An 11,800-nucleotide genomic window follows, 5' to 3' on the forward strand; every position below is an offset into this window, starting at 1 on the left:
CGCGATGGCCCGCGACGCGGGCGATGAGACCGCCGCCGCTACAATACCCGCATGGATGTCTCCCACCTGCTCGACGCGCTGAATCCAGCGCAGCGCGAGGCCGTCAGCGCCCCGCCCGGTCATTACCTCGTCCTCGCCGGCGCCGGTTCCGGCAAGACCCGCGTGCTCACGCATCGCATCGCCTGGATGAACGAAGTCCACGGCGTGCCGACCCACGGGATCCTCGCGGTGACCTTCACCAACAAGGCCGCCGGCGAGATGCGCCACCGCGTCGACGACCAGCTGCGCCACGGCGCGCGCGGCATGTGGATCGGCACCTTCCACGGCCTCGCGCATCGCCTGCTGCGCCTGCACTGGCAGGAGGCGAAGTTGCCCGAAGGCTTCCAGGTGCTCGATTCGGACGACCAGCTGCGCCTGGTCAAGCGCGTCGTGCAGGCGCTGGAATTCGACGAAACACGCTTCCCGCCGCGGCAGATCGTGTGGTGGATCAACGCGCAGAAGGACGAAGGCCGCCGCCCGCACAACCTGCAACCGACGTCCGGCGACCCGTGGGCCGACGTCATGCACAAATGCTACGAGGCCTACCAGGAGCGCTGCGAACGCGCGGGCCTGGTCGATTTCGCCGAACTGCTGCTGCGCGCGCACGAACTGCTGCGCGACAACCCGGCGCTGCTGGCGCATTACCGGCATCGCTTCCGCGAGATCCTCGTCGACGAGTTCCAGGACACCAACGCGATCCAGTACGCCTTCGTGCGCGTGCTCGCGGGCGACACCGGGCACGTGTTCGTCGTCGGCGACGACGACCAGTCGATCTATGGCTGGCGCGGCGCGAAGGTCGAGAACATGCAGCGGTTCCTGAAGGACTTCTCCGGCACGCACACGATCCGCCTGGAGCAGAACTACCGCTCCAGTGCGAACATCCTGGAAGCGGCGAACGCGGTCATCGCGCACAACCCGGATCGCCTGGGCAAGAACCTGTGGACCGACAGCGGCACCGGCGAACCGATCGACCTGTACGCCGCGTACAACGAGATGGACGAAGCGCGCTTCGTCGTCGAACGCCTGCGCCAGTGGGTACGCGATGGCGGCAGCTACGGCGAAGTCGCCATCCTCTACCGCAGCAACGCGCAGTCGCGCGCGTTCGAAGAATCGCTGCTGTCCGAACAGGTGCCGTACCGCGTGTACGGTGGCCTGCGCTTCTTCGAGCGCGCCGAAATCAAGGACACGCTGGCGTACCTGCGCCTGATCGCCTCGCGCCTGGACGACGCGGCGTTCGAGCGCGCCGTGAACACGCCGACGCGTGGCATCGGCGAGCGCACGCTCGACGAAGTGCGGCGTCGCGCACGTGCCGACGGTGTGTCGCTATGGGAGGCCTCGCGTCGGATCGTCGGCGAGAACGGCCTGGCGGCACGTGCGCGCAATGCGGTCGCGGGGTTCCTCGCGATGATCGACGACCTCGACAACGAACTGGCGTCGATGACGCTGCCGGAGAAGATCGACCACGTGTTGATCCGCTCGGGTCTTCGTGAGCACTACTTCAACGAATCGCGCGGCCAGCTGGATTCGCGCGTGGACAACCTCGACGAACTGGTCTCGGTCGCTTCGCGCTTCACGCGCACCGACGACGAGGACGCGACGGCGATGCCGGAACTGGTCGCGTTCCTCAGCTACGCCGCGCTGGAAGCCGGCGAAGGCCAGGCGCAGGCCGGCGAGGAGGGCGTGCAGCTGATGACGCTGCACAGCGCCAAGGGACTGGAATTCCCGCTGGTGTTCCTGGCCGGCATGGAAGAGGGCGTGTTCCCGAGCGGTCGCTCCACCGAAGAGTCCGGTCGCCTCGAAGAGGAGCGGCGCCTGGCGTACGTCGGCATCACGCGCGCGCGGCAGAAGCTCGTGCTCAGCTATGCCGAATCGCGCCGCATCCACGGCGCCGACATGTACGGCGTGCCGTCGCGCTTCCTGCGCGAGATCCCGGCGCCGCTGCTCAACGAAGTGCGCCCGAAGGTGCAGGTCTCGCGCCCGTACAGCGGCGGCGTGCAGCGCGGCGTGCCGGGCGCCGGTCGCGGGCATGCGCCGCTGGAACAGCCGGCGGTGCGGTTGGGCTCGCAGGTGAAGCACCCGTCGTTCGGACTGGGCACCGTCACCGATTACGAAGGCAGCGGCGCGCACGCGCGCGTGCAGGTGAACTTCGACGATGCCGGCAGCAAGTGGCTGGTGCTGGCGTATGCGAATCTGCAGCCGGCGTAGGTGCCCGTGTCGTTCAGGCGTTCGTCGGACGACGGGATCGCCCTTGTAGCTCTTGTAGCCCGGGTAAGCGAAGCGCACCCGGGTTCACCGCGCAGAGCCCCGGGTGCGCTTCGCTTACCCGGGCTACAGAAGCAGGCGCGGTGCTTACTCGCGCAGCTTCACCGACTCATCCAGCGATCCATCCGGCAGCAGCGCCACGCAGCGCTTGCGGTCGCGATCGAACAGCACCGGCATCGGGTCCTGGAACAGCGGGCGGCGCACGAACTCCAGCGTCCACTGGAAATGCTCCAGCTCCTCCAGCGTGCGGCGCTGCTCCTCGGTGAGGCCCTTCCGCAGCGCGGCGGCATCGAGCGGCGGCTTGGGCTTGCGTCTTTCTTTCCCGGACACTCCGGTGCTTCCTCCGTTGCGCCGCGCGGGACGGTGCGGCGTTTCGTTAACGGCATCCGGCGGGAAAACCTGAGCACCCACGGACATCGCCTCGACGCCGCAGGTTAGGACGCAGGCCTACTGCGCGTCGTGAAACACGAGGCCCAGGACGTGACGTCGGCCTGAACGCACGCGGCTCACGCCGTGGCGCAGGTTCACGCGATAGATGCCGCGCGTCCCGCGCATCGGGCGATGATGCACGGCGAACACGACCGCATCGCCGCGGCGCAGCGGCACGACTTCCGCGCGCGACTGCATGCGCGGGCGCTGCTCGGTGAGGACGAACTCGCCGCCGTCGAAGTCCTCGCCCGGTTGCGAGAGCAGCACCGCCACCTGCAGCGGGAACACGTGTTCGCCGTAGAGGTCCTGGTGCAGGCAGTTGTAGTCGCCGGCGTGATACCGCAGCAGCAGCGGCGTGGGCCGCGTCTGGCCGGCCTCATGGCAGCGTTGCAGGAAATCGTCGTGCGTGTCGGGATAGCGCACGTCGATGCCCATCGCCGCGTTCCATCGGTTCGCGACCGGCGCCAGATACGGATAGACCGCCTCGCGCAGCAGCGCGACCGTCGGCGGCAGCGGATAGGCGAAATAGCGGTATTCGCCGCTGCCGAACCCATGCCGCGCCATCACCACGCGGCTGCGGAAGCCGTCGGGCCGATCGTACAGCGCGGCGATCGCGCGGCATTCGGCTTCGTCGAGCAGGCCCGGCAGCACCGCGTGGCCGTACGCGTCGAGCGATGCGGCCGTCCCTTCCCAGTCCTGCCAGGCGATGCGCTCGGCGAGCGCCTTGCGGTCCCGTCGCAGGGCCAACGCGGCGCTCATGCGCGTGCCTCGCGCTGCAGCAGCGTGCGCTTTCGCCCTGCGCCCCAGCGGTAGCCGGACAGGTTGCCGTCGGCCGCGACCACGCGATGGCATGGCACGACCACCGCCAGCGGATTGGCCGCGCAGGCCGCCGCGACCGCCCGGGCCGACCCGGGCACGCCCAGCCGCCGGGCCAGTTCGCCGTAACTCACTGTCGTTCCCGCCGGGACTCGCCGCAACGCACGCCACACCTTCGTCTGGAACGGCGTGCCCTGCAGATCGAGTGGCCGGTCCAGCGCGAGATGCGGCGCCTCGACGCAATCGACCACCGCCTCCAGCGCCGCCTGCACGCCGCCCGCGTCCACCGCGAGCGCCGCCGTCGGCAGCCGCGATTGCAGGTCGTGCACCAGCTCGCCGGCCTCGTCGCCGAACAGCACGGCGCGCAGGCCCGCGTCGCTCTCGGCCACCAGCACCAGGCCCAGCGAGCTTTCGCCGATGGCGAAGCGGACCGCCTGCCGGGTCGCGGGTTCACGTCGCGGATGGCAACGCAGGCACGCGCGGAAGCCGGCGCGTTCGGCGTCGTCGGGCGTGGCATGGAAGCACACGTTCTCCGGACGCGGACGCCGCGCCGCGCACGAGGGCCGGCAGTACACGCCGGTGGTCTTCACCGAATAGACGAAGCGACCGTCGCTGGCGCGGTCGCGCGCGCACAACGCGACCCAGCGCGGGTCGCGTCCGGTATCGAAGGAAAGCTGAGGAAGCGTCATCGCGTTTCTCCCGTGGAAGCAACGCGATGGAGTCTGCGCGCCGTGCCGCGCGCCCGATATCCGGATCGTGCGGCGAGCACGCGGCGGCGTTTACCAGGTCAGCAGCTTGTACTGCACCGGCGAGATCGGGCCTTCGCCCTTGCTGCTGTCGAGGATGCCGTCGGCGTTGTTGTCCACCAGGTAGTAGACCGGGCCGCGCGCCGGCGTGATGCGCACCACGCGCAGCTGGCCGGCGACGTAGTACTCGTCGATGGTGTCGCCGCCGCTGACGGTGCGCGAGCGCACTTCGGGGTTCTCCAGCCCGGCCGTGGGATCGCCGCCGCCCATCGTCGCGCAGCCGAACAGGGTCAACGGGAGCAGCAGGGCGAACAGAACGTGGCGCATGGCGGTCTCCTGGCCGACGGGGCGGGTCGCCCACAGGATACGCGCCGCCGCCGCAGGCCGGGGTGACGGCCACCGCAGGGGCGCAGCGTAGAATTCCCACATGACCGACACGCCACGCCTCGTCCTCATCGACGGTTCCAGTTATCTCTATCGCGCCTTCCACGCGCTCCCGCCGCTCACCAACGACGCCGGCGAACCCACCGGGGCGCTGTTCGGCGTGGTCAACATGCTGCGCGCGACGCTGAAGGAGCAACCCGCGTACGTCGCCTTCGTGGTCGACGCGCCGGGCAAGACCTTCCGCGACGACCTGTATCCGGAATACAAGGCCAACCGCGCCGCGATGCCCGACGAACTGCGCGCGCAGGTGCAGCCGATGTGCGACATCGTCAACGCGCTGGGCATGACGATCCTGCGCATCGAAGGCGTCGAAGCCGACGACGTGATCGGCACGCTCGCCGTGCGCGCGGCGGAGCAGGGCATCGACGTGACCATCTCCACCAGCGACAAGGATTTCGCGCAGCTGGTGCGCCCGCGCATCGCGCTGGTGAACACGATGAGCGGCAGCCGGCTGGACTCCGAAGCCGGCGTGATCGACAAGTTCGGCGTGCGCCCGGACCAGATCATCGACCTGCTCGCGCTGATGGGCGACACCGTAGACAACATTCCCGGCGTCGAGAAATGCGGTCCGAAGACCGCGGCGAAATGGCTCGGCGAATACGGCACGCTCGACAACGTCATCGCGCATGCGCAGGACATCAAGGGCAAGATCGGCGAGAACCTGCGCGCCGCGCTGCCCCGCCTGCCGCTCAACCGGACGCTGACGACCATCAGGACCGACGTCGAGCTCGATCGGGCGCCGACCGACCTGGTGCTGCGCGATCGCCACGTCGACGAACTGCGCGAGCTGTACGCGCGCTACGGCTTCAAGCAGGCGCTGCGCGAACTCGAAGGCCCGGGCGCGGTGGTCGAGGATCACGCGAACAGCCCGACGGGCCTTCGCAATACCGCGGCCGGCCACGCGCGTTCCGGCGCGCCGGCGGAAGCAGTCGATCCGTCGCTGTCGGCGAAGGGCGATTACGAGGCGATCCTGACCCCGGAGCAGTTCGACGACCTGCTGGCGCGCCTGCGCGACTCGGAGGAGTTCGCGTTCGACACCGAAACCGATTCGCTCGACCCGATGCAGGCCAACCTCATCGGCCTGAGTCTCGCGGCGGAACCCGGTCGCGGCGCGTACCTGCCGCTCGCCCACGATTATCCGGGCGCGCCGAAGCAGCTCGACCGCACCGAAGCGCTGGCCGCGTTGCGCACGCTGTTCGAGGATCCCACGCGCAAGAAGATGGGCCAGCACGGCAAGTACGATCTGCACGTGCTGCGCCGCAACGGCATCGACGTGCGCAACTACGCCGACGACACGATGCTGCAGAGCTTCGTCTACAACGCGACCGCCACGCGCCACGACATGGATTCGCTGGCCAAGCGCTATCTCGGCTACGAGACCGTGCGCTACGAGGATGTCGCCGGCAAGGGCGCGAAGTCGATTCCGTTCTCGCAGGTGTCCATCGAGGACGCCACGCGTTACGCCGCGGAAGACGCCGACGTCACGCTGCGCCTGCATCGCGTGCTGTCGCCGAAGGTCGAAGCGGTGTCGGGCCTGGCGCACGTGTACCACGAGATCGAGATGCCGCTGGTGCAGGTGCTCGAACGCGTCGAAGCCAACGGGGTGATGGTCGACGCCGACGAGTTGCGCCGGCAGTCGGCAGACCTGGGCAAGCGCATGCTCGCCGCGCAGCAGAAGGCGACGGAACTGGCCGGTCGTACGTTCAACCTCGATTCGCCCAAGCAGCTCGGCCAGTTGCTGTTCGACGAACTGAAGTTGCCCGCGCTGGTGAAGACGCCGTCGGGCGCGCCTTCGACGAACGAGGAAGCGCTGGAAGCGATCGCCGACCAGCACGAGCTGCCGCGGGTGATCCTGGAATACCGCGGCCTGTCGAAGCTGCGCAGCACCTACACCGACAAGCTGCCGGAGATGGTCAACCGCGACACCGGCCGCGTGCACACCAGCTACCACCAGGCGGGCGCGGCGACGGGACGGCTCGCGTCGAGCGATCCGAACCTGCAGAACATCCCGATCCGCACCGACGACGGGCGCCGCATCCGTCAGGCGTTCGTCGCGCCGGAAGGGCGCCGCATCGTCGCCTGCGACTACTCGCAGATCGAGCTGCGGATCATGGCGCACCTGTCGGAGGATCCGAGCCTGCTGCGCGCGTTCGAATCCGGCGCGGACATCCATCGTGCGACGGCGGCGGAGGTGTTCGGCAAGCCGTTCGATGATGTCACCCACAACGAACGTCGTGCGGCCAAGGCAATCAACTTCGGCCTGATGTACGGCATGGGCGCGTTCGGACTGGCGCGGCAGCTGAACATCTCGCGCGGCGAGGCGCAGGACTACATCGCGCTGTACTTCAGTCGCTACCCGGGCGTGCGCGATTTCATGGAGCGCACGCGGCAGCAGGCGCGCGAGCAGGGCTATGTCGAAACCGTGTTCGGGCGCCGGCTCTACCTGGACAACATCCACGCGCGCAACCAGGGCCTGCGTGCCGGTGCCGAACGTGCGGCGATCAACGCGCCGATGCAGGGCACGGCGGCGGACATCATCAAGCTGGCGATGATCTCCATCGACGGCTGGCTGGCCGACCACCGCGACCGCGCGCTGATGGTGCTGCAGGTGCACGACGAACTGGTGTTCGAGGTCGAGACCGGCTTCGTCGATACGCTGGTGAACGAGGCACGCGAGCGGATGGCGCGGGCGGCGGGTTTGCGGGTTCCGCTGGTGGTCGACACCGGCGTCGGCGCCAACTGGGACGAGGCGCACTGACCGTTCGTCGGGACGGTGTGACCGTCAGGTTCCGTGCCATCGGCCGCGCGCGACCGCTCCTGGCGGAATCCCCGGGGAAAAACGTTTTCAGCTGGGTGAATGCACCCTGAATCCAACAAATTGTTAACCCGGATCTTCACGAACCATCCATGTACGGAATGGTCATATAGGTCGCGACAGGTGCAACGCCTGTCGCCGATCTCTCCCTCCCCTGGAGTGATCCCGGAGCGAAGACCCCTCCCCAGGTCCCGCTCCCCAGCCCCGCCGGCCCCCCCTGCCTGCGGGGCTTTTTATTTCTGGCGTCGCCAGAAATAAAACCCGAAGTTTTGCGAAGCAAAACTCTGGGCCCCCGCGCCGATGGTTCCAATCCCCGCGGCTGCCGCCCCCTGTCTGCTGCGCGCGCTTTCCTCCGCCACCTTTTCCGACGTCATCCCGGCGTAGGCCGGGCTCCAGGCCCGCCGCGCGATCGAAAGCTCAGGTTCTGTAGCCCGGGTAAGCGAAGCGCACCCGGGGCGCGACTGCCTATCCGATCTGCTCCGCCCGACGTTGCCCAGCGCCCGTGGTTCTACCCCGACGTCTCCAACGTCATCCCGGCGAGGGCCGGGATCCAGGCCCGCGGCGCGTCCGCCAAGCGCGATCGAAAGCTCAGGCCAGCTCGTCCAACCAATCGCGCGGGCGCAGGTAATCGGCCAGGCGCGCCTCTGCGCTGCCTTCCTCCGGCGCGAAGCCGTATTCCCAGCGCACCAGCGGGGGGAGGCTCATCAGGATCGACTCGGTACGGCCGCCCGATTGCAGGCCGAACAGGGTGCCGCGGTCGAAGACGAGGTTGAACTCGACGTAGCGCCCGCGACGGTAGAGCTGGAACTGGCGTTCGCGCTCGCCGTACGGCGTGTCCTTGCGACGGCCGACGATCGGCAGGTACGCGTCGAGGAAGCCGTCGCCCACGGCGCGCAGGTAGGCGAAGTCGGCATCGGCGTCCTCGTGCAGGTCGTCGAAGAACAGGCCGCCGACGCCGCGCGTTTCGTTGCGATGCTTGAGGAAGAAGTATTCGTCGCACCAGTGCTTGTGCTTCTCGTAGCGCGCCTGGCCGCCGAAGGGTTCGCACAGCTCGCGCGCGACGCGATGCCAGTGCAGCACGTCCTCGTCGACCGGATAGAACGGCGTCAGGTCGAAGCCGCCGCCGAACCACCACGCCACGGTCTCGCCATCGCGCACGGCGCGGAAGTGGCGCACGTTCGCGTGCGTGGTCGGGAGGTGCGGATTGCGCGGATGGAACACCAGCGACACGCCGACCGCACGCCACGACGCGCCCGCGAGCTCAGGCCGCGCGGCGGTCGCCGACGGCGGCAGCTTGGTGCCGGACACGTCGGAAAAACCGATGCCCGCCTGTTCGAACACCGCGCCGTCGCGCAGCACGCGCGTGCGCCCGCCGCCTCCTTCTGTGCGCTGCCACAGGTCTTCGCGGAAGCGCGCGCTGCCGTCGGCGTGCTCGATGGCCGCGCAGATGCGGTCCTGCAGGTCGGTGAGGTAGGCGCGGACGTCGTCGAAGGCCGGGGCAGGCGAGCTCATGTTCACAGGGACATAGCGGGGCAGGCGCGCATGATAGCCGCCGCTCCGTTCAGGGAGCCGTCGACGGACCGGCGTTCGCCGGGCATCGCCGATGCCAAGGTGTGGGAGGTGTGTGATGCGCATGCTCCGCCCGTGTGTCCTGTCCGCCGCCCTGATCGCCGCGTTGTCGGCGGTCTCGTGCAAGCGCGAGGCCGCGCCCGACGCGCCCACCGCGCCGCCCGCCGCGCAGGCGCCCGCGATGCCATCGCCGGCCGCGCCAGCCGCCACGGCGCAGGCCGAACGCGTGTTCGGGCAGGAAGAACTCGACCAGATGGTCGCGCCGATCGCGCTGTATCCCGATTCGCTGCTCACGCAGGTGCTGATGGCGGCCACGTATCCGGGCAACGTGGCCGATGCGGTGGCGTGGTCGAAGGCGCATCCCGATGCGAAGGGCGATGCGGCGGTGAAGCTCGTGGCCGACCAGCCGTGGGATCCGAGCGTGCAGTCGCTGGTGGCCTTCCCGCAGGTGATGTCGACGCTCTCGCAGGATCCCGGCTGGGTGCAGCGCCTGGGCGACGCGTTCCTCGCGCAGCCCGGCGACGTGATGGACGCGGTGCAACGCCTGCGCCGCGCCGCGCAGGCCGCTGGCAACCTGCAGAGTTCGGAACAGCAGAAGGTGACGGTCGTGGCAGCGCCAGCCTCACCCGCGCCAGCGCCCGTCGTGGTCCAGGGCGAGGCGCCACCTCCGCCGCCGCCGACGCAGATCATCCAGATCGAGCCGGCGAATCCCGAAGTCGTCTACGTGCCCAGCTACAACCCGACCACGGTGTACGGGTCGTGGCCTTATCCGTCGTATCCGCCCGCGTACTACCCGCCGGCGCCGACGTGGTATCCGGGAAGCGTGCTAGCGGCCGGCCTCGCATTCGGCACGGGCGTCGCGGTCGCCGACGCGCTGTGGGGCGACTGGGACTGGCACGGCGGCGACGTCGACATCGACGTGAACCGCTACAACAACATCAACGTCAACCGGCAGATCGACGCGAGCCGCAGCACGTGGCAGCACGACGCGAATTTCCGTGGCGACGTGCCGTATCGCGATGCACGCAGCCGCGAGCAGTTCGGCCAGCGTCCGCTGCCGGGCGCGGAGCAGCGCCAGGCGTTCCGCGGCAACGACGCGGCGCACCAGGCCAGTCGCGATCGCGCGCGGCAGGAAATGCAGCGGCGCGGATTCGAAACGCCGGCCGCGAGCAATCGCCAGGCGCAGGAACGTGCGCGCGAAGCCGGACGCGATCTGCGCGAACCTCCGGGCGGCCTGGATTCGCGGGCCGGGCAGGGCGGTGCGGGCCTACAGCGCGATGCCTCGCGCGAACGGGCGCGCGAAACCGCACAGGCGCGCACGCAGCAGGTCTCACGCGATGGCTCGCGCGATCACGCGCGCGAGGTGGCGCAATCGCGCGGCCAGCAGGCGCAGCATCGCGATGCCGGGCCGCGTACCACGTACGCGAACCAGCAGGCGCGCAATCAGGCGCGCGGGACGCATGCGAGCAGCCTCCAGCATTCGCAGGCGAGCCAACCGCGCCTGCAGGACCACGCGCAACACCGCCCGGCGCACGAGGTCTCGCGCAACAACGCGTTCGAGGGCGCGAGGCATCCGCAGCAGACGCACGCGCAGGTCCAGCGTGGACAGCAGAGCCGGCAGATGCAGCAGCGACCGCAATCGGCGCGGGCCGGTGGACATCAGGTGCAGCGTCAGTCGCGCGGCGGTGGCGGCGCGCGGCGTCGCGGTTGATCGCCATTCGATCGCAGGTTCGATGAGGAGTCCTTCGATGAAGCGTGCAACCCGGATCGTCCTGGCCTTGCCGATCGCGCTGTGCCTGTCGCCGGTGTTCGCGCAGAGCGCCTATCCCACCGCCGACGCGGCGGCGGATGCGTTCGTCGCCGCGGTCGAACAACGCGATAAGGCGGCGCTGCAGAAAGTGCTCGGCGCGCAATGGCGCGATTACATTCCGCTGGAAGGCGTCGAGCGCGAGGACGTCGATGCGTTCCTCACGCAATGGAAGCGCTCGCATCGCATCGTGACCGAGGGTGCGCAGGCCAGGCTCGCCGTCGGCGACGCCGGCTGGACGCTGCCGATCCCGTTGAAGCAGGACAAGGGCGGCTGGCGGTTCGATCCGAAGGCCGGCGGCGAGGAAATGCGTGTGCGCCGGATCGGCCGCAACGAGCTTGCGGTGCTGCAGGCGGTGCAGGCGTATCGCGACGCGCAGCTGGATTACGCCGGACGCGATCACGACGGCGACGGCGTGCTCGAGTACGCGCAGCACATCCTCAGCAGCGATGGACGGCACGACGGGCTGTACTGGCCCGACGACGGCAGCGGCGACGTGAGCCCGCTCGGTCCGCTGTTCGGCGACGATCTGCCGAAGGGCGATTACCTCGGCTATCGCTATCGCATCCTCACGTCGCAGGGCGCGTCGGCGCCGGGCGGCGCGCGCGATTACCGCATCGACGGACGGATGACGCGCGGCTTCGCGCTGATCGCGTGGCCGGCGAAATACGGCGACACCGGCGTGATGAGTTTCATGATCGGGCCGGACGGGCAGGTGTTCGAGAAGGACCTGGGCCCGGGCAGCGAAGCGCTGGCGAAGGGGATGAACGCGTTCGATCCGGATTCGAGCTGGAGCGAGGCGGCATCGGCTGCGAGTGCGACTGCGGGGAGGTGAGGGTGGCGTGCACGACGCCGTACCGCTGACGAAAGCAT

The 11,800-nt window shown here is 69.2% G+C and carries 9 protein-coding genes; 4 read left to right on the forward strand and 5 right to left on the reverse strand.

The features are described 5' to 3' along the window. Positions 1-51 precede the first annotated feature (51 nt). On the forward strand, positions 52-2,244 hold the full coding sequence (gene uvrD / locus AC3ANK_RS00755; RefSeq protein ID WP_484171844.1) for a DNA helicase II: 2,193 nt from the start codon (positions 52-54) through the stop codon (positions 2,242-2,244). A gap of 144 nt (positions 2,245-2,388) precedes the next feature. On the opposite strand, the gene AC3ANK_RS00760 is transcribed toward uvrD, so the two are convergent. From AC3ANK_RS00760 to AC3ANK_RS00775, 4 genes are all read right to left on the reverse strand, one after another. Further along, complete coding sequence (locus AC3ANK_RS00760; protein WP_206862541.1) at positions 2,389-2,631, reverse strand: hypothetical protein; 243 nt, start codon at positions 2,629-2,631, stop codon at positions 2,389-2,391. A 117-nt stretch (positions 2,632-2,748) separates the two neighbouring features. Then, a complete protein-coding gene (locus AC3ANK_RS00765) occupies positions 2,749-3,489 on the reverse strand; it encodes a 2OG-Fe(II) oxygenase (RefSeq protein ID WP_484171845.1) in 741 nt (246 codons plus the stop codon). Continuing rightward, entirely contained in the window at positions 3,486-4,235 is a 750-nt protein-coding gene (locus AC3ANK_RS00770; RefSeq protein ID WP_484171846.1) for a bifunctional transcriptional activator/DNA repair enzyme AdaA, read from the reverse strand. Before AC3ANK_RS00770 ends, AC3ANK_RS00765 begins: the two co-directional genes overlap by 4 nt. Before the next feature lie 90 nt (positions 4,236-4,325). Further along, positions 4,326-4,619, reverse strand: coding sequence for a DUF2782 domain-containing protein (locus AC3ANK_RS00775; protein WP_206862538.1), 294 nt, complete (start codon positions 4,617-4,619; stop codon positions 4,326-4,328). Between the two features lie 100 nt (positions 4,620-4,719). On the opposite strand from AC3ANK_RS00775, the gene polA reads away from it, so the two are divergent. After that, positions 4,720-7,494, forward strand: coding sequence for a DNA polymerase I (gene polA, locus AC3ANK_RS00780; protein ID WP_484171847.1), 2,775 nt, complete (start codon positions 4,720-4,722; stop codon positions 7,492-7,494). A gap of 645 nt (positions 7,495-8,139) precedes the next feature. Here polA and hemF read toward each other — a convergent pair. After that, a complete protein-coding gene (gene hemF, locus AC3ANK_RS00785; protein ID WP_484171848.1) occupies positions 8,140-9,063 on the reverse strand; it encodes an oxygen-dependent coproporphyrinogen oxidase in 924 nt (307 codons plus the stop codon). 115 nt (positions 9,064-9,178) lie between these two features. On the opposite strand from hemF, the gene AC3ANK_RS00790 reads away from it, so the two are divergent. Both AC3ANK_RS00790 and AC3ANK_RS00795 read left to right on the forward strand, forming a co-directional pair. Beyond that, the gene (locus tag AC3ANK_RS00790) at positions 9,179-10,831 is read left to right on the forward strand and encodes a DUF3300 domain-containing protein (protein ID WP_484171849.1); all 1,653 of its coding nucleotides are present in this window, start codon (positions 9,179-9,181) and stop codon (positions 10,829-10,831) included. 37 nt (positions 10,832-10,868) lie between these two features. Then, complete coding sequence (locus AC3ANK_RS00795; RefSeq protein ID WP_484171850.1) at positions 10,869-11,762, forward strand: DUF2950 domain-containing protein; 894 nt, start codon at positions 10,869-10,871, stop codon at positions 11,760-11,762. The last annotated feature ends 38 nt before the right edge of the window (positions 11,763-11,800 follow it).

The organism is Lysobacter sp. SCRH-1R, from assembly GCF_057747855.1.

What these genes read in the sequence shown, in the direction of transcription:
- uvrD (WP_484171844.1), top strand. Translation starts at nt 52, where the DNA reads ATGGATGTCTCCCACCTGCTCGACGCGCTGAATCCAGCGCAGCGCGAG.
- AC3ANK_RS00765 (WP_484171845.1), bottom strand. Translation starts at nt 3,489, where the DNA reads ATGAGCGCCGCGTTGGCCCTGCGACGGGACCGCAAGGCGCTCGCCGAG.
- AC3ANK_RS00770 (WP_484171846.1), bottom strand. Translation starts at nt 4,235, where the DNA reads ATGACGCTTCCTCAGCTTTCCTTCGATACCGGACGCGACCCGCGCTGG.
- AC3ANK_RS00775 (WP_206862538.1), bottom strand. Translation starts at nt 4,619, where the DNA reads ATGCGCCACGTTCTGTTCGCCCTGCTGCTCCCGTTGACCCTGTTCGGC.
- polA (WP_484171847.1), top strand. Translation starts at nt 4,720, where the DNA reads ATGACCGACACGCCACGCCTCGTCCTCATCGACGGTTCCAGTTATCTC.
- hemF (WP_484171848.1), bottom strand. Translation starts at nt 9,063, where the DNA reads ATGAGCTCGCCTGCCCCGGCCTTCGACGACGTCCGCGCCTACCTCACC.
- AC3ANK_RS00790 (WP_484171849.1), top strand. Translation starts at nt 9,179, where the DNA reads ATGCGCATGCTCCGCCCGTGTGTCCTGTCCGCCGCCCTGATCGCCGCG.
- AC3ANK_RS00795 (WP_484171850.1), top strand. Translation starts at nt 10,869, where the DNA reads ATGAAGCGTGCAACCCGGATCGTCCTGGCCTTGCCGATCGCGCTGTGC.